The organism is Streptomyces sp. L2 (assembly GCF_004124325.1).
In the GTDB taxonomy this organism is placed as follows: domain Bacteria; phylum Actinomycetota; class Actinomycetes; order Streptomycetales; family Streptomycetaceae; genus Streptomyces.
In genome coordinates, this window is record NZ_QBDT01000001.1 from 4,247,114 (window position 1) to 4,263,764 (window position 16,651).

The following is a 16,651-nucleotide window of genomic DNA, read 5'->3' on the forward strand; positions in this document are numbered from 1 at the left end:
GGGGGCGCGATCAGCCACGACGCTGCCGCGTTCGCACGACTACGGACGCCCCTACGAACAAAGGGCGGCACCCTCACCAGAGAGGCGCCGCCCTTTGTCAGATACCGCTGCTCACCGCACTCACTGCCCCGCGGCAGACTGCGAAGCCGAGTCACTCGGAGTGACCCCGTTCGCCCCGCTCGACTGCGAAGCACTCCCACTCGGAGTACCGCTCGCCTTGCCCTTGGGCGCCTTGTCACCCGGCTTGCCCGAAGCCGAAGGTGTGGTGCCCGCCGCAGGCGACCCCGTCGGGGCGGTGGACGGAATCTGGCTCGGTCCCCAGTCGGTGAAGTAGCTGCTCGCCGGCACCACGAACGCCCGCAGACTCACCGTGCCGGCCTTGTCGAAGGTGAACGTGATCTTCTGGGCGTTGCCGTCCTGCACGGCCTCGCGCCCGCTCGGCAGCACCGCGGACGCGTTCCCCTTGCCGCCGAGGATCAGCGAGCTGTGCGCGGCGATCGTCAGGCTCTGCCCCTTCGCGGGCTTCAGCTGAGCGGACGCACCGCTGCCGTCGATGGTGATCGACTGGAGGGTCTCGGGCGTGCTGCCCTGGTTGAACAGGGTGCCGGAGACCACGGCCGGGCCGGTGGACTTCAGGTCGGGCTGGGTGATGACCAGCGCGTTCTGGATCTTGATGTTCCCGACGGTGGTCGCGGCGTTGTCGGGCTTGATCTCCAGGGTCTGCGAGTTGTTGCCGGCGCCGCAGGCGGCGAGCGAGGCGATCGAGAAGACGATGGCGGAAGCGGCGAGGGCGCCGCGTCGAAGGCTGCTGCTCACGGCGGCGGCAACTCCTTGAACGCATGGGCGGCTCCCTATAAAGCCACCCTGAGTGTCTGTCGGCGACCTCAGGTTACCGAGCGCTCCCTGTGCGGCCGCACCCGACCCTCCCCCAACGCCGGTCACTCCCTCCGGGCGGCGGTACCTGATCCGTGCCGTGGGGGGTCTCGCCCCCGCCGCCCCTTCCCTTCCCGTCCCTGGGGGCACGCCCCCAGACCCCCTTGCGCAGTTCCCAGCGCCCCTTGTGGGGCGCTGCCCCGCTCGCGCCGTCTTCGCCTGCGGGTGTGTTGTGGCTGGCCGCGCAGTTCCCCGCGCCCCTGAAGGGGCGAGGATGGCGAGCCCCCGGGCACCTTCGCGCGGTTCCCCGCGCCCCTGGAGGGGGCCGGGCGGTGCCCGGCGGCTTCACTTCCGTGTTGGTTCCGGATTGGTGGGGTGCTGGTACGGCATTCACATAACGCGCTCGCAAGAGCGTCGTCCGGATGCGTGCAACGGCCTCGGCGAATTTTCCGTGAAGGAATGCGCGGGCACCCCGGATATTGATCATCGGTCGCCCATCCGGCCCCTCGTGATCAATTCCGGATTCGTCTCGTATCCGGCTCGGACCACCGAACGGAGTAGCGGAAGTCGTACGCTTGGAACCGGACATATAGGGACGTTCGCCCGCCTGGGAGCGGTTCCGGAGGCCTGTGACGAGCCTGTTTCACTGTGTCCGGAGAGCCCCTCCGACCTGCGAATACCCGTCCCCGCGCGGCCCCCGCAGCACGTTCCTGTCGTTGTTGTCAAGCCCCGAGATATGCCCTGACCTGCGAAAACGCCATTCAGAACCGCTGGTTTCCGTGTTACCCTGGATAGCCACGGAAGGGGTACCTGTCACATGACGTTCAAGGTTGGCGACACCGTGGTCTATCCCCATCACGGGGCCGCGCTGATCGAGGCCATCGAAACTCGTCAGATCAAAGGCGTGGACAAGACCTACTTGGTGCTGAAGGTCGCCCAGGGTGATCTGACGGTGCGCGTGCCGGCGGACAATGCGGAGTTCGTGGGTGTGCGTGATGTGGTCGGTCAGGACGGACTCGACCGGGTCTTCGAGGTGCTGCGCGCGCCGTACGCCGAGGAGCCCACGAACTGGTCGCGCCGCTACAAGGCAAACCTGGAGAAGCTCGCCTCCGGCGATGTCATCAAGGTCGCGGAAGTCGTCCGTGACCTGTGGCGTCGCGAGCGCGAGCGCGGACTCTCCGCCGGTGAGAAGCGCATGCTCGCCAAGGCCCGCCAGATCCTGGTGAGCGAGCTGGCTCTCGCGGAGAACACCAACGAGGACAAGGCCGAGGCCCTCCTCGACGAGGTGCTCGCCTCCTGACGCACGGCGGACGGCGGCCTGGCAGCAGGCAGCAGCCGGTGTGCTCAGCACGCTCAGCACGATGAGAATGCCGCGGTGCCCGATGACACTGACCCTGTCGCCGGGCGCTGCGGCATATCCGTCGGCGGACACGTCCGCGGACAGCGCCGGACTCGTACGCGAGCCAGGGCGGACCGTCGTACCGCCTGGCGCACACCTTCGGGAGATTCCCCCGATACTTGACGTGCCGGGCCCGGGCAGAGGGCTCGACCAGGGTCACGGAAGGGTCCGGTCAAGGCGTCGCGCCCGGCACTCCTCCAGGCCATACCCACCTGGGTCGAGCACACAAACCTGACAGGAACCGATGTCTGACGATTCGCGCCCTTCGCCCGCGCAAGCCGGTCCCGCAGCCGGTGAGCACACCCGCTCCGAAGCCGGTGCGCCCACGCATGCCGAGGCCGGTGCGCCCTCGCACGCCGAGGCCGGTTCGCCCGCCCGCGTCGCCGCCGTGATTCCCGCCGCCGGCCGGGGCGTACGCCTCGGGCCGGGCGCCCCCAAGGCGCTCCGCACGCTGAACGGCACCCCCATGCTGATCCACGCGGTCCGCGCCCTCGCCGCTTCCCGGCACGTCACCCTCGTCATCGTCGTCGCCCCGCCCGACGGCGCCCCCGAGGTCAAGTCCCTGCTCGACGCGCACGCGCTTCCCGAGCGCACGGACTTCCTCGTCGTGCCCGGCGGCGAGTCCCGCCAGGAATCGGTGAAGCTGGGCCTCGACGCACTGCCCCCCGGCCACGGTGTCGTCCTCGTCCACGACGCGGCCCGCCCCCTCGTCCCCGTCGACACCGTCGACGCCGTCATCGAGGCCGTCCGCGACGGCGCGCCCGCCGTCGTCCCCGCCCTCCCGCTCGCCGACACCGTCAAGGAAGTCGAGCCGGCCGCGACTCCCGGCGACCCCGAGCCCGTCGTGGCCACCCCCGAGCGGGCCCGGCTGCGTGCCGTCCAGACACCCCAGGGCTTCGACCGGGACACCCTGGTCCGCGCCCACGAGACCGTCACCGACGACGTCACCGACGACGCGAGCATGGTCGAACAGCTCGGCCTCCAGGTCGTGACCGTCCCCGGCCACGAAGAGGCCTTCAAGGTGACCCGCCCCCTCGACCTCGTCCTCGCCGAGGCCGTCCTCGCCCGCCGGAGGCTCAACGATGGCTTCTGACAGCACCGCTCCCGCCGCCCCCGCCCCCGTCGCCCTTCCCCAGGTCGGCATCGGCACCGACATCCACGCCTTCGAGGACGGCCGCGAACTGTGGTGCGCCGGCCTGAAGTGGGAGGGCGAGGGCACCGGCCTGGCCGGGCACTCCGACGCCGACGTCGTCGCGCACGCCGCCTGCAACGCCCTCTTCTCCGCCGCCGGACTCGGCGACCTCGGACAGCACTTCGGCACCGGCCGCCCCGAGTGGTCCGGCGCCTCCGGGGTCACCCTGCTCACCGAGGCCGCCCGGATCGTGCGCGAGGCCGGGTTCGTCATCGGCAACGTCGCCGTCCAGGTCGTCGGCCCCCGCCCGAAGATCGGCAAGCGGCGCGAGGAGGCGCAGAAGATCCTCTCCGAGGCGGCCGGCGCCCCCGTGTCCGTCTCCGGTGCCACCACCGACGGACTCGGATTCCCCGGCCGGGGCGAAGGCCTGATGGCCGTCGCCACCGCCCTGGTCGCCCGCGCGGGCTGAGAAGGCGCGGGCTGAGAAGAGGAAGAGCCGAGAAGCGGACCCACCGGTCCGAGAAGCGGACCCCGCCGGTCCGGGAGACGGGACGAGAAACGCCGCCGGGGAACTCGTACGACCGGTGCGATCCACTGCCCCCGGCCCACTACCCTGGACTGGTGACTATTCGCCTGTACGACACCAGCGCCCGGCAGATCCGTGACTTCACCCCGCTCAAGCCGGGCTGCGTCTCGATCTACCTGTGTGGCGCCACCGTGCAGGCCGCACCGCACATCGGGCACATCCGCTCGGGCCTCAACTTCGACATCATGCGCCGCTGGTTCGCCCACCGCGGCTACGAGGTGACCTTCGTCCGGAACGTCACCGACATCGACGACAAGATCATCGCCAAGGCGGCCGACCAGGGCCGCCCCTGGTGGTCGCTCGGCTACGAGAACGAGCGCGCCTTCGACGCCGGCTACACGGCACTCGGCTGCCTGCCGCCGACGTACGAGCCCCGCGCCACCGGCCACGTGCCGGAGATGATCGAGATGATGCGGGGCCTCATCGAGCGCGGGCACGCCTACGCGGCCGACGGCAACGTCTACTTCGACGTACGCTCCCTGCCCGGCTACCTCGAACTGTCCCGGCAGGAGCTGGACAACCTGCTCCAGCCGTCCGGCGAGAACGAGACCGGCAAGCGGGACCCGCGCGACTTCGCCATGTGGAAGGCCGCCAAGCCCGGCGAGCCCACCTGGCCGACCCCGTGGGGCCCCGGCCGCCCCGGCTGGCACCTGGAGTGCTCGGCGATGGCCCACAAGTACCTGGGCACCGCCTTCGACATCCACGGCGGCGGCATCGACCTGATCTTCCCGCACCACGAGAACGAGATCGCCCAGGCCAAGGCCTACGGCGACGAGTTCGCCCGGTACTGGGTGCACAACGCCTGGGTCACCCTGACCGGCGAGAAGATGTCGAAGTCGCTCGGCAACAGCGTCCTCGTCTCCGAGATGGTCAAGACGTGGCGCCCCATCGTGCTCCGCTACTACCTCGGCACCCCGCACTACCGCTCGATGATCGAGTACAGCGAGGAGGCGCTGCGCGAGGCCGAGTCGGCGTTCGCGCGGATCGAGGGCTTCATCCAGCGCGTCATCGAGAAGGCCGGGGGAGTGGTCGAACCGGCCGCCGACGTACCGCCCGCCTTCGCCGAGGCGATGGACGACGACCTGGGCGTCCCGCAGGCGCTCGCCGTCATCCACACCACCGTCCGGCAGGGCAACAGCGCGCTGGCCGCCGACGACAAGGAAGCCGCCGTCGAACGGCTCGCGGAGGTCCGGGCCATGCTCGGCGTCCTCGGCCTCGACCCGCTAGACCCGCACTGGGCCGGCGAGACCGACCGGGGGGAAGACCTCCACGGTGTGGTCGACAGCCTCGTACGCCTCGTCCTCGACCAGCGCGAGTCCGCCCGCGCCCGCAAGGACTGGGCCACCGCGGACGCCATCCGTGACCAGCTGAACCAGTCCGGCCTCCTCATCGAGGACGGCCCCCAGGGCCCCCGCTGGACCCTCGGCCCGCGCTAGCCCGCCGCCGTCCTCCACCATCCGCAACCTTGATCGATTGTGCCGCCCGGCCCCCCGGGCGGCACACTGCATACACGCACGTACGACAATCGCGTACGGCAACCCGTACACCCCGTACACCGCGTACGCCCACCGCGTACGGCACCCCACGACAGACAGGTAGGTCATGGCCGCGAACAACCGCCGCATGTCCGGCAAGAAGGGCGCGCAGGTCGGCAGTGGCGGCCAGCGGCGCAAGGGCCTGGAAGGCCGGGGCCCGACCCCGCCGGCCGAGATGCGCAAGGGCCACAAGAAGAACCGCGTCGCCAACGCCAAGGCCAAGCAGAGCGCCCGCCGTCCCGCGCCCCGCGGCCGCGGCGGCAGGTCGGCGTCCGAACTCGTCGTCGGCCGCAACCCCGTCGTCGAGGCGCTGCGCGAGGGCGTGCCCGCGTCCACGCTCTACGTCCAGCAGTTCATCGACAACGACGAGCGCGTCCGCGAGGCCCTCCAGCTCGCCGCCGAGCGCGGTGGCATCAACCTCATGGAGGCCCCGCGCCCCGAGCTGGACCGCATGACCAACGGGCTCAACCACCAGGGCCTGGTCCTCCAGGTCCCGCCGTACGAGTACGCGCACCCGGAGGACCTCACCGAGGCGGCCTACGACGAGAGCGCCGACCCGCTGATCGTCGCCCTCGACGGTGTCACCGACCCGCGCAACCTCGGCGCGGTCGTCCGCTCGGTCTCGGCCTTCGGCGGCCACGGCGTCGTCGTCCCCGAGCGCCGCTCGGCCGGCATGACCGCCGGTGCCTGGAAGACCTCCGCCGGTACGGCGGCCCGTACGCCGGTCGCGCGCGCCACCAACCTGACCCGGACCCTGGAGTCGTACCAGAAGGCCGGTCTCACGGTCGTCGGCCTCGCCGCCGACGGCGAGCTGGAACTCGGCGACCTGGAGGCGCTGGCCGGACCGGTCGTCATCGTCGTCGGCAGCGAGGGCAAGGGTCTGTCCCGCCTGGTCGGCGAGACCTGCGACCACCGTGTCCGCATCCCGATGCCGGGCGGCGCCGAGTCCCTCAACGCGGGCGTCGCGGCGGGCATCGTGCTCTACGAAGCGGCCCGCAGGCGGGGCTGAACACCTGTCCGTCGGTTCACCCGCCCGGGGGAATTCCGGGGGCCATACGGCGTCCATCCGGGCCTCCGGGCGGGTTTGACGGGGTCCGGACACATCCGGGCGGTCAAGACAGTGTCCTAACACCACGTCACTCGGTTAGATGAGTGTGGACACCAGAACACCCCGCACACCCACGGGGGACCGCTCGGGATTCCAGTCCGGTCCCGACGAAGCTCCCGCGCTGAGCATGGTGAAGGTGCCGAGCGATCCGGCGCAGGTCATCGTCAATCACGCCAGCTTCCGCGTGCAGTTGGGCGCGTCGGCGAAGCGCGGCCAGTCCCCGCGGATCGCCCGCCACCTCAGCGCCACCCCGACCACCGCCCGCATGCCCGCCGGCGGCACCGCGGGCCACGCGGGCGCCGCCGCCGGCCGCCGCCGGCCCGTCGTCTGGAGCGGCAAGTCCGCGCCCGACGACACCGGCGCCCACCGCCTCCTCCAGGCCGTCCGGGGCAGCAGCGTCCGGCACGCCGACGAACCCCTCACCGAGCCCGGTGCCACGCAGGTCATCCCACGCGTCACCCCCGGCTACGCCGGCACCGGCGGCTACGCCGAGACGTACGACGCCCTCGACCAGACCGTCGAGTCCCCCGTCGTCGGCCACCAGCGCACGTCCCCCGACGACGGCACGCGCCTGCTGCCCCACATGCGCCAGGCGGTCAGCGCCTACGACGAACCGGCCTACGCCGAACCGGGTTACGCGGACGCCGGCTACGAGGACGACCAGCAGGACGCCGACGACGACTACGCGCGCCCCTCCAAGCGGCACGGCGACGACCCCGCCCGGCACGCGTACTACCCGGGCCGCCGCATGAACCTCGGCGTCGTCCTGCTCCCGTTGCGCATCTTCCTCGGCTTCATCTCCATCTACGCCGGCATGGGCAAGCTGTGCGACCCCGTCTACTTCGACGGCGGCAAGCGCGGCTCCATGGTCAAGTGGCTCAACACCCTGCATCCGTGGGAAGTCGCCGAGCCGCTGCGCCAGTTCGCCCTGCACCACCCGGTCGGCTCCGGCCTGGTCATCGCCTTCGCCCAGGTCGTCGTCGGTGTCCTGACCATCCTCGGCTGCTGGCAGCGCGTGGCGGCCGTCCTCGGCGGGCTGCTCTCCGCCGCGCTGATCGTCACCGTCAGCTGGAAGACCGTCCCGGCGTACGACGCGCCCGACATCATCTACCTGGCCGCCTGGTCCCCGCTGATCATCGCCGGCGCCCCCGTCTACTCCATCGACGGGCGCCTCGCGGGCGGTGCCTGGCGCACGCTCGGGCCCCGCGCCGACATCTGGGACCTGCGCCGGTACGTCCTGCGGCGCGGCGCCCTCGTCACCGTCGTCACGGTCGGGCTCACCCTGCTGGTCGGCTCCCTGCTGGGCAGCGCGGTCCGCGACTCCGGGCGTGTGGTCGTGCCCGGTCCCGGCGAGGCGCCCCGCAACAACCTCCCGGGTTCGCCGCTGCCCGGTGACTCCGCCACCACCCCGCGCAAGAAGACGGCGCCGTCCACGACGCCGTCCCACGGCGCCACGACCGGCGCGAGCCCCTCCGGGGCGGCCACGACGCCGGGTACGGCCCGCAGCACGGGCGGTACGACGACCACGCCCAGCTCGACCCAGGGCACGACCGGCCGCACCCCGCCCCGCCGCTCCTCCCCGACGGGCGGCGCCCCCAGCACCACGGCCGGCCCCACCAGCACCGGTTCCTCCGGAGGCAGCAGCACGTCCACAGGCGGCACGGGCACCTCCGGCGGCAACACCTCCACCGGCCAGCCGGGCCTGGTAGGCGGCCTCCTCGGCTGAAACCCCGGCAGGCGAAGGGCCCCGCACCTTTTACGGTGCGGGGCCCTTCACGCACCCCCCCGGCGGGGTTCCACTCACCCGCGCCCCCAAGGCACCCCCGCGCCCACCCGTGCCGCCCTGCGCCCCGCCTGCCCGCGGCTGAGGGGGAGATGCGCGCGGGCGAGCGGGAGGGCTCGGCGCGTGGTTGGGCGGGGGGACGTGGGAGGCTGGCGCGTGGCTGGGCGGGGCAGGCCGGTGCGTCGCGCGCAGGAGGGCGGTGCCGATCCGGCACACGGCAAGTGCCCCCACCCAGGGGCGCGGGGAACCGCGCGACAGGCCACGACGCACCGGCACCCGGGTCTCAGGGGCGCGGGGAACTGCGCGACAGGCCACGACGTGCCCGCACTTGGCAGCGCAGCCCTACCCCGCACCCGCGGAACTGTCAGCGACGCCCCGTGGACAGTTCCTTCGCCGCCTCCGTCAGATCCTTCGCCGTGTCGATGGCTCGCCAGTACGACCCCTGCGGAATCGGGAACCCGGCGAGTTGCCGCTCGCGGGCCAGCCGGGGGAACGTGGTCCGCTCGTGGTCCCCCCGCTCCGGCAGCATCCCGGCGAACTCGGCGGAGAACACGTACACACCCGCGTTGATCTCGAACGTGGACGGCGGCGCCTCGATGAAGTCGGTGATGTGCCCGAACCCGTCCGTCTGCACGGCCCCCCAGGGAATCCGCGGACGGGCCAGCGCGAGCGTCGCGACGGCGTCCCGCTCGGTATGGAAGTCGGCCATGTCCCGCAGCGAGAACCGGGTCCAGATATCGCCGTTCGTGGCGTACCAGGGCTGCTCGGGCCGGGGCAGGTGCGCGGCGGCGTACTTCAGACCGCCACCGCGGCCCAGCGGCTCGGTCTCCACGACGGTCGTGACCGAGACGGGCAGCTCCGCTGAGTCCAGCCACTTCTGCAGGACCTCGGCGAGGTGGCCGCAGGAGACCACCACGTCCGTCACGCCCTCCTCGGCGAGCCAGACGAGCTGATGGCCGATGATCGGGGTGCCCGTGCCGGGGATCTCGACCATCGGCTTGGGCCGGTCGTCGGTGTACGGACGAAGCCGTGAGCCCTGGCCACCGGCCAGGACCACGGCTTGAGTGGGGCGCGACGCGGCGTTCGGATGGGTCATGGACCGCACTGTACGTGGCGCCCCGCACGCTCCGGCCGCCGGCGGCGTCCTCTTAAGGAGCCGTTACCGACTTCCGAACGCGGTTTCAGCTGTGCGCGGCCAGCACCCCGGACGCGAACGACGTGTCGCACACCGGGCGGGCGTAGGACTGGGCCCGCGAGGCGCCGTAGATCCGCACCGCGGCCTTGCCCAGCGAGCGGGCGATCGACGAGCAGTGCTTCGCGAGACCCGGGTGCCCGTTGACGGCCTGCTGGAGGTGGGTCAGGACCACTCCCGGGTTCTTGTCCTGCAGCTCGGTCATCAGCCGGTCGCGCAGCACGTCCTGCGCGGGGCGGGACACCGTGTGCGAGGGGACCTCCGCCGAGGAGACGTCCGAGGCGGTCAGCACCGAGCTGCCGGGGCTCCCCGTCCAGTTGACCCGCGTGACGGCGAGGGTCCCGGAGAGCACCAGGACGACGGGCAGTACGAAGGCGAGAGTGCGGCCGATCCGGCGGGCAGGGCCGCCCCGGTGGCCACGTCGCGTCTGAAGGGTGGTGGAGTGCTTCACGCACGGGAGCGTAGCGCGTGGTAATGATTTGGCGACATTTGGTCACCGGTTCGGGGGACGAAGTGGTGCCCTTTTGGTGATGACGAGTTGACGCACGCTGCTCGAAATACACCCGCTTGCCGGGGTATTCACGCGTAACGCGGAGGGCCCCGCAGCGAACTGCGGGGCCCTTGACGTCAACCTGGGCGTTTTCACCCGAGACGAGGGTTTCGCTCGACGGTGTCAGCCGAGGGTGGGACAGCCGTCAGACGGAGAGCCGTCAGTCGGAGAGGCGCTCGCCCGTGGACGTGGAGAACACGTGGGTCTCGCCCGGCCGCGGCACGACGTGCAGCTGCGCGCCCTTCTCCGGCACCTGACGCCCGTTGACCCGGACGACCAGGTCCTTCGTCTCCCCGCCGACCTCGGCGGTGCCGTACACGTACCCGTCGGCGCCCAGCTCCTCGACGACGTTCACGGAGACGGCCAGACCGGCCGGCGCGTCCGCCGCGTCCTTGGACAGCGACGCGGCCGCACCACCGTTGTGCTCGACCACGTCGAAGTGCTCGGGCCGGACGCCGACCGTGACCGTACGGTCACCCTTGTCGGCGGCGGCCTTCAGCGCCTCCCGGTTGACGGGCACCACGCTGTTGCCGAACTTCACACCGCCGTCGGTGATCGGCACCTCGACCAGGTTCATGGCGGGGGAGCCGATGAACCCGGCGACGAACAGGTTGGCCGGACGGTCGTACATGTTGCGCGGCGAGTCGACCTGCTGGAGCAGACCGTCCTTGAGGACGGCCACCCGGTCGCCCATCGTCATGGCCTCGACCTGGTCGTGGGTGACGTAGACCGTGGTGATGCCCAGACGGCGCTGCAGCGAGGCGATCTGCGTACGCGTGGACACACGGAGCTTGGCGTCCAGGTTGGACAGCGGCTCGTCCATGAGGAACACCTGCGGCTCACGCACGATCGCGCGGCCCATCGCGACACGCTGGCGCTGACCACCGGAGAGCGCCTTCGGCTTGCGGTCCAGGTACTCGCTCAGGTCGAGGATCTTCGCGGCCTCCTCGACCTTCTGCCGGATCTCCGCCTTCGGCACACCGGCGATCTTGAGCGCGAAGCCCATGTTGTCGGCGACCGTCATGTGCGGGTACAGCGCGTAGTTCTGGAACACCATGGCGATGTCCCGGTCCTTGGGCGGCAGGTGCGTGACGTCGCGGTCACCGATGCGGATGGCGCCGCCGTTGACGTCCTCCAGCCCCGCGAGCATCCGCAGCGAGGTGGACTTTCCGCAACCCGACGGGCCGACCAGGACGAGGAACTCGCCGTCCTCGATCGCGATGTCGAGACCGTCGACGGCGGGCTTGGTGGAACCCGGGTAGATCCGGGTCGCCTTGTCGAACGTGACTGTGGCCATGGTGAATGGGCCCCCTTCTACCGGCAGGAACGTGCCGGACGATCCGTTGTAGGAAGGTGGTGTCTGGTGTAGTCCACCGGAGCGAACTGCCTCAGGACGCTACCTGCCGCCCCCCACATCTGTCAGCACCCACAGCCCTGTGAACTTCACGCAAATTCTCGGCGAGAGCATCCCACTTTTGACCGGCTAGGCAGGCAGAGCGGTGCACTTTTGACCTGCTTCGCTTCCTGCTTCATCGCCCACTGCCTGCCAACCACAGCCCTGACGAGCTGCGCCTGACCGGTCTTACACGGACTCCACAGGCATTCCGGCCGACGGCCCGTCGGTCCGTACCGCACCAGCCGCTCCTACGCGGCCAGCAGACACTCCTCAAGCTCGGACGCCTTGATCACCGTCGGCGTCTTCCTGCCCGGCGGCAGAGACGCCGCCACCAGCCAGTACAGCCGCATCCCCTCGTCCCGCAGGTTCACGGCGGCGTTGGTATCCCGGTCCTGGACCACCCCGCACTCGGGACACGACCACTCGCGGACCGACACATCCATCCGGGGCCCCAGCGAGTGGCAGGCCGAGCAGCGCCGCGTCGACGGGAAGAAGCGGTCCACGATCACCAGCGTCCGCCCGTACCACTCGCACTTGTACCGGAGCTGCCGCAACAGCTCACCCCACGACGCGTCCAGGATCGACGCGCAAGGCCAGCCCCTCGTTGTAGACCCACCGGCACGCCCCGAACGTCCGCGACAACTGCTCCGCCTGCTCCTCCGTCGGATAGAAGCGGAAGCGGTACAGACGATGGTGCGTGTCCGCCTCCTTGACGTGCCCCTTCAGCGGTGTCGCCGTACGCGTGTGGTGCTTCGTCCGGTCACCGATGCCGAGGGCCTCGCGCTTGATGCGCCGGGCCTCCTCGCCCTTCACCGCTTCCGGCTTCTCTGCCGCGTCCCCCATGAACCCCTCCCGACGATCCGATCTTCGGAACAGCACGTCAGACCGATCAACGAACGGGTGCACGGTTGGTTACGCGTAGTTCCAGATCCCGCCGAGTGGGCGGAACTTCGTGGCCGGAGGAATCAGGCTCTGTGTACAGTGGAGCCGCCTTCGCGTACGGCGTTGTAGTGCGCGATGCCTCCTTAGCTCAGCCCGGCCCAGAGCAGCGCACTTGTAATGCGCAGGTCGTCGGTTCGAATCCGACAGGGGGCTCCGGACACGTAGGGCCACCCGCACCGCACGGTGTGGGTGGCCCTCGTCGTTTCCGTCTGGCCGTCGATCCGGAGGGACACAGCACATGGCACCGCAGATCCTGCGCGCCGGGGACCGGGAGTCCGCGCCGTGGAAGAACGGGGGTGGGCTGACGGCACAGGTCGCGGTGCATCCGCCGGGGGCGGGGACGGACGACTTCGGGTGGCGGGTCAGTGTCGCCGACGTGGCGGCCGGGGGGCCGTTCTCCGCGTTTCCGGGGGTCGAGCGGATCATCACGCTCGTCGAGGGGGCGGGCATGGAGCTGGTCGTCGACGGGGTCGCGCACACGGTGCACGAGCCGTACGAGCCGTTCGTGTTCTCCGGTGACGCGGACACGGAGTGCCGGCTGCTGGGCGGGCCGATCGTGGACTTCAACGTGATGGTGCGGCGGGCGGTGGCGGCGGCGCGGGTCCGGGTGGTGCGTTCGCGTACGGCGGTGCGGGCGGCCCCGGGGATGGAGGTGCTGGTGGTTGTGCTGGAGGGGGCGGCCGTGCTGGAGCGGGCCGGGGTCCGGCTCGGCCGCCTGGACGCGGTGCGCCTGTCTGAGGGGGAGGGGGACGATCTCGGCGTGGAGGGGGTGCTGGCGGTCGTGGAGCTGGAGGAGCGGGATGGCGCTTGGCCGGGGGTGGGTCGCGCGGACCGGCGCTGACAGGTCGCCGCCCGCGCCCACCCCACCTGTGCCGCCCTGCGGCACGCCTGCCCGCGGGCCGGCGCCTCCCCGTCGAGGGCGCCGGCCGTTTCGGTGCCGTAGGTCAGCCGGTGCGGAGCAGGGTGCGCAGGACCTCCCGCAGGACCCCCTCCGGGTCGGGGGCGGCGTTCGGGGTGCGCCAGGCGACGAAGCCGTCGGGGCGGACGAGGACGGCGCCGTCGGCGGTGACGCCGTGGAGGCGGGCCCAGTCGGTGGTGTCGTCGTCGTAGGTGAGGTCCGCGTCGGCGCCGGGGCCGATGCGGTACGCGTCGAGGGGGATGCCGTCGGCCTCGGCGATGCGGCGGGCCGCGGTGTGCCAGCCGGCGTCGTCGGGGGCGTCGGTGAGGAGGACGAGGGAGCGCTCGTACAGGTCCAGGGTGGAGACGCGCTCGCCGGCGCGGCGCAGCCACAGGTGGGGGGCGCGGGTGCCGGGGCGGCCGGTGAGGTCGACGGCGTCGGGGACGACGGGCTGGTCGGGGTCGGCGCCGAGGACCGCGCCGTGGGGGTAGTGGTAGCCGAGGACGACGTTGAGGATGCCGCCGCGTTTGGCGCCGCCGACGCCGGGGGCGGGGGCGAAGCCGGGGTGGGCGTGTTCGACGGAGCGGGCGGAGGCGCGGGCGCTGGTGGCGAGGGCGACCGGGCGGCGTTCGGTGTCGTAGGTGCCGAGGAGGCCGGGGCCGGCCCAGCCCTGGTGGACGGCGGCGAGTTTCCACGCGAGGTTGTGGGCGTCCTGGATGCCGGTGTTGGAGCCGAAGGCGCCGGTGGGTGACATCTCGTGGGCGGAGTCGCCGGCGAGGAAGACGCGGCCGGCGGAGTAGGTGTCGGCGACGCGTTCGGCGGCGCGCCAGGACGCCATGCCGGTGATCTCGACGTCGAGGCCGGGGACGCCGACGGCGAGGGCGATGTGCCGCCCGAGGCGTTCCTCGGTGAACTCCTCCAGTGTTTCGCCGTGTTCGGGGTGCCAGGGGGCGTGGAAGACCCAGCGTTCCTTGTTGTCGACGGGGAGGAGGGCGCCGTCGGCCTCGGGGTTGGTGAGGTAGCAGCAGATGAAGCGGCGGTCGCCGACGACTTCGGCGAGGCGGGCGGAGCGGAAGGTGACGCTGACGTTGGCGAAGAGGTCGCCGGGGCCGCTCTGGCCGATGCCGAGGCGTTCGCGGACGGGGCTGCGGGGGCCGTCGGCGGCGACGAGGTGGTCGGCGTGGACGGTGAGGCGTTCGTCGGTGGTGCGGTCGCGGACGACGGCCGTCACTCCGTGGGCGTCCTGCTCGAAGGTCTCCAGTTCGTGGGAGTAGCGCAGGTCGCCGCCGAGTTCGCGGGCGGTGTCGAGGAGGACGGGTTCGAGGTCGTTCTGGCTGCACAGGCACCAGGCGGTGGGGCTGAACCGGGCGAGTCCGCCGCCGGGGTCGATCTCCTTGAACAGCCATTCGCCCGCGTCGCCGACGAGGGTGGGTGTCTGGAGGATGCCGTGGTTGTCGGCGAGGAGGGACGCGGCGGCCTTGATGGCGGGTTCGGCGCCGGCGACGCGGAAGAGTTCCATGGTGCGGACGTTGTTGCCGCGTCCGCGCGGGTGGATCGAGGTCCCGGAGTGACGTTCGACGAGCAGGTGCGGTACGCCGAGCCGGCCGAGGAACAGGGACATGGACAGGCCCACCAGTGAGCCGCCCACGATGAGGACGGGGACTCGGTGGTCGGCTTTTCGGTGCATCGGGCCTCCAGTGGCTTGGTGCGTGGGCGCCGTGGCGGTGGGGTGCGCGCGTGCGGGGGCACCTGTGTGTGTTCTTGCCCGGTGACGGTGGCTTCGGCCGTCCCGTCACTCGTGTGGTTCAGCGGCCGCGTCAAGCCCCGTCACCCGTGTGGTTCAGCGGCCACCTCACGTCCCGTCACCCGCGTGGTTCAGCGGTCCCTCGGGCCCCATCACCCGCGTGGTGCATACGAGTCGCGTGCTCGTGGGGGACCGGCACAGGATCGAGGAGCGCTGCCGGTGCGTCCGGTGCGGCCGGCGCGGCCCCTGTCCCGCCCTGTCCCGCGAAGGAGATGTGCCGAGGATGACGACCACGTCCGAACGTCTTTCTGAATCGCTGACACGTGAGGTGTCCAAGCGTGTCTCGCAGTCCGTGTTCGACGGCTCCCGGTTGCGGGTCGTCCTGCTGGTGGATGTCTACGACGGTGCGCAGCAGCAGTTCCTGGAGGCGTACGAGCAGCTGTGCAAGCAGGTGGCGTCGGTCCCTGGGCATGTGAGCGACCAGCTGTGCCAGTCGATCGAGAACCCGTCGCAGTGGCTCATCACGAGTGAGTGGGAGAGCGCTCCGCCGTTCCTGACGTGGGTGAACAGCGAGGAGCACGTGCGGATGGTGGAGCCGCTGCACAGCTGTGTGCGGGACACGCGGTCGCTGCGTTTCCACATCGTCCGGGAGACGGGCTCGGCGGCGTCGGTGGCCGAGGCGGGCGACGAACGGCGGTTGCAGGCGCATCCGCGGATCGGCGACGGGGTGATCCGGCACGCGCTGACGTTCACGGTGAAGCCGGGGACGGAGGCGGAGGTACGGCGGATCCTGTCGGAGTACGCCTCGCCGCGCGCCCGGGTGGACGACGCGACGCGGCTGTGCCGGACGTCGTTGTTCATGGTCGGCAACCGGGTGGTGCGGGCGATCGAGGTGCGCGGCGATCTGCTGGCGGCGCTGCGGCACGTGGCGCGGCAGCCGGAGATCCGGGCGTGCGAGGAGGCGCTGAACCCGTATCTGGAGCAGGACCGGGACCTGGACGACCAGGAGTCGGCGCGGATGTTCTTCACGCGGGCGGCGCTGCCGGCGGTGCACCACGTGACGGCGCACGAGCAGGCCGAGGGCGTACGGCGGGCCCTGTGCTATCCGGCGCGGCCGGGTGCGGGGATGCGGCTGGCGGAGCTGCTGGCGCAGCGGGACTCGGCGGCCGCGGACGATCCGGGCAGTGCGGTGCTGCGCAGCACGGTGTTCCAGCGGGACGACGTGGTGGTGCGGCTGCTGGATCTGCGCGGGGAGCGGGACGCGGAGGCGCTGCCCGGGGACGCGGGGCAGGTGGCTCAGTTGCGGAAGCTGCTCGCCGGGGAGCCCGCGCCCATGGACCTGATCACGGATCGCCGTTCGGCGGACGAGGACTGAGCACCTCTCGGCCGCACCCCGAGCACCGCACCCTGACCACCGCACCCCGGCCACCGCGCCCCGGCCACCGCGCCCCGGCCACCGCGCCCCGGCCACCGCGCCCCGGCCACCGCGCCACGCCCCGGCCACCGCACCCTG

15 protein-coding genes and 1 tRNA gene are annotated in these 16,651 nt (G+C 71.6%); 9 read left to right on the plus strand and 7 right to left on the minus strand.

Features of this window, described 5'->3' with window-relative positions; translation table 11 throughout:
* Positions 1-120: 120 nt before the first annotated feature.
* The gene (locus DBP14_RS18935) at positions 121-816 is read right to left on the minus strand and encodes a DUF461 domain-containing protein (RefSeq protein ID WP_129308348.1); all 696 of its coding nucleotides are present in this window, start codon (positions 814-816) and stop codon (positions 121-123) included.
* A gap of 874 nt (positions 817-1,690) precedes the next feature.
* Here DBP14_RS18935 and DBP14_RS18945 point away from each other — a divergent pair.
* The 6 genes from DBP14_RS18945 (at position 1,691) to DBP14_RS18975 (ending at position 8,359) form a co-directional block, all read left to right on the plus strand.
* Positions 1,691-2,173: a CarD family transcriptional regulator gene (locus tag DBP14_RS18945; RefSeq protein WP_003953493.1), complete on the plus strand. Its 483-nt coding sequence runs from the start codon at positions 1,691-1,693 to the stop codon at positions 2,171-2,173.
* A gap of 343 nt (positions 2,174-2,516) precedes the next feature.
* Positions 2,517-3,365, plus strand: a complete 849-nt coding sequence (ispD, locus tag DBP14_RS18955; protein ID WP_129308349.1) for a 2-C-methyl-D-erythritol 4-phosphate cytidylyltransferase — start codon at positions 2,517-2,519, stop codon at positions 3,363-3,365.
* Positions 3,355-3,873: a 2-C-methyl-D-erythritol 2,4-cyclodiphosphate synthase gene (gene ispF / locus DBP14_RS18960; RefSeq protein ID WP_129308350.1), complete on the plus strand. Its 519-nt coding sequence runs from the start codon at positions 3,355-3,357 to the stop codon at positions 3,871-3,873. The genes ispD and ispF overlap by 11 nt, the downstream gene beginning before the upstream one ends.
* Before the next feature lie 152 nt (positions 3,874-4,025).
* Positions 4,026-5,426: a cysteine--tRNA ligase gene (gene cysS / locus DBP14_RS18965; RefSeq protein ID WP_129308351.1), complete on the plus strand. Its 1,401-nt coding sequence runs from the start codon at positions 4,026-4,028 to the stop codon at positions 5,424-5,426.
* 166 nt (positions 5,427-5,592) lie between these two features.
* A complete protein-coding gene (rlmB, locus tag DBP14_RS18970) occupies positions 5,593-6,534 on the plus strand; it encodes a 23S rRNA (guanosine(2251)-2'-O)-methyltransferase RlmB (RefSeq protein WP_129308352.1) in 942 nt (313 codons plus the stop codon).
* 139 nt (positions 6,535-6,673) lie between these two features.
* A complete protein-coding gene (locus DBP14_RS18975) occupies positions 6,674-8,359 on the plus strand; it encodes a DoxX family protein (RefSeq protein WP_206739299.1) in 1,686 nt (561 codons plus the stop codon).
* Positions 8,360-8,780: 421 nt separating this feature from the next.
* On the opposite strand, the gene DBP14_RS18980 is transcribed toward DBP14_RS18975, so the two are convergent.
* The 5 genes from DBP14_RS18980 to DBP14_RS19000 all read right to left on the minus strand — a co-directional run bounded on the left by DBP14_RS18980 (position 8,781) and on the right by DBP14_RS19000 (position 12,397).
* A complete protein-coding gene (locus DBP14_RS18980) occupies positions 8,781-9,512 on the minus strand; it encodes a nucleotidyltransferase family protein (protein WP_129308353.1) in 732 nt (243 codons plus the stop codon).
* Between the two features lie 85 nt (positions 9,513-9,597).
* Complete coding sequence (locus tag DBP14_RS18985; protein WP_129308354.1) at positions 9,598-10,059, minus strand: hypothetical protein; 462 nt, start codon at positions 10,057-10,059, stop codon at positions 9,598-9,600.
* Between the two features lie 259 nt (positions 10,060-10,318).
* The gene (ugpC, locus tag DBP14_RS18990) at positions 10,319-11,455 is read right to left on the minus strand and encodes a sn-glycerol-3-phosphate ABC transporter ATP-binding protein UgpC (protein WP_129308355.1); all 1,137 of its coding nucleotides are present in this window, start codon (positions 11,453-11,455) and stop codon (positions 10,319-10,321) included.
* A gap of 347 nt (positions 11,456-11,802) precedes the next feature.
* Positions 11,803-12,108: a transposase gene (locus tag DBP14_RS18995; protein ID WP_241740972.1), complete on the minus strand. Its 306-nt coding sequence runs from the start codon at positions 12,106-12,108 to the stop codon at positions 11,803-11,805.
* Between the two features lie 4 nt (positions 12,109-12,112).
* Positions 12,113-12,397 (minus strand): helix-turn-helix domain-containing protein, encoded by a 285-nt coding sequence (locus DBP14_RS19000; RefSeq protein WP_129308356.1) that lies wholly within the window; start codon positions 12,395-12,397, stop codon positions 12,113-12,115.
* 176 nt (positions 12,398-12,573) lie between these two features.
* Between DBP14_RS19000 and DBP14_RS19005 the strand changes: the two genes are divergently transcribed.
* Together DBP14_RS19005 and DBP14_RS19010 are read left to right on the plus strand one after the other, a co-directional pair.
* A tRNA-Thr gene (locus tag DBP14_RS19005) sits at positions 12,574-12,649 on the plus strand.
* An 85-nt stretch (positions 12,650-12,734) separates the two neighbouring features.
* Entirely contained in the window at positions 12,735-13,337 is a 603-nt protein-coding gene (locus DBP14_RS19010) for a HutD family protein (RefSeq protein WP_129308357.1), read from the plus strand.
* A gap of 103 nt (positions 13,338-13,440) precedes the next feature.
* Here DBP14_RS19010 and DBP14_RS19015 read toward each other — a convergent pair whose 3' ends face one another.
* Complete coding sequence (locus DBP14_RS19015) at positions 13,441-15,081, minus strand: FAD-dependent monooxygenase (RefSeq protein ID WP_129308358.1); 1,641 nt, start codon at positions 15,079-15,081, stop codon at positions 13,441-13,443.
* A 340-nt stretch (positions 15,082-15,421) separates the two neighbouring features.
* Here DBP14_RS19015 and DBP14_RS19020 point away from each other — a divergent pair, with 340 nt between their 5' ends.
* The gene (locus tag DBP14_RS19020; protein WP_129308359.1) at positions 15,422-16,513 is read left to right on the plus strand and encodes a SchA/CurD-like domain-containing protein; all 1,092 of its coding nucleotides are present in this window, start codon (positions 15,422-15,424) and stop codon (positions 16,511-16,513) included.
* Positions 16,514-16,651: the final 138 nt, after the last annotated feature.

Excerpts from the sequence above, each read along its gene's own strand:
- DBP14_RS18945 (WP_003953493.1), top strand. The coding sequence starts at position 1,691 with ATGACGTTCAAGGTTGGCGACACCGTGGTCTATCCCCATCACGGGGCC.
- ispD (WP_129308349.1), top strand. The coding sequence starts at position 2,517 with ATGTCTGACGATTCGCGCCCTTCGCCCGCGCAAGCCGGTCCCGCAGCC.
- ispF (WP_129308350.1), top strand. The coding sequence starts at position 3,355 with ATGGCTTCTGACAGCACCGCTCCCGCCGCCCCCGCCCCCGTCGCCCTT.
- rlmB (WP_129308352.1), top strand. The coding sequence starts at position 5,593 with ATGGCCGCGAACAACCGCCGCATGTCCGGCAAGAAGGGCGCGCAGGTC.
- DBP14_RS18975 (WP_206739299.1), top strand. The coding sequence starts at position 6,674 with ATGAGTGTGGACACCAGAACACCCCGCACACCCACGGGGGACCGCTCG.
- DBP14_RS18980 (WP_129308353.1), bottom strand. The coding sequence starts at position 9,512 with ATGACCCATCCGAACGCCGCGTCGCGCCCCACTCAAGCCGTGGTCCTG.
- ugpC (WP_129308355.1), bottom strand. The coding sequence starts at position 11,455 with ATGGCCACAGTCACGTTCGACAAGGCGACCCGGATCTACCCGGGTTCC.
- DBP14_RS19000 (WP_129308356.1), bottom strand. The coding sequence starts at position 12,397 with ATGGGGGACGCGGCAGAGAAGCCGGAAGCGGTGAAGGGCGAGGAGGCC.
- DBP14_RS19010 (WP_129308357.1), top strand. The coding sequence starts at position 12,735 with ATGGCACCGCAGATCCTGCGCGCCGGGGACCGGGAGTCCGCGCCGTGG.
- DBP14_RS19015 (WP_129308358.1), bottom strand. The coding sequence starts at position 15,081 with ATGCACCGAAAAGCCGACCACCGAGTCCCCGTCCTCATCGTGGGCGGC.
- DBP14_RS19020 (WP_129308359.1), top strand. The coding sequence starts at position 15,422 with ATGACGACCACGTCCGAACGTCTTTCTGAATCGCTGACACGTGAGGTG.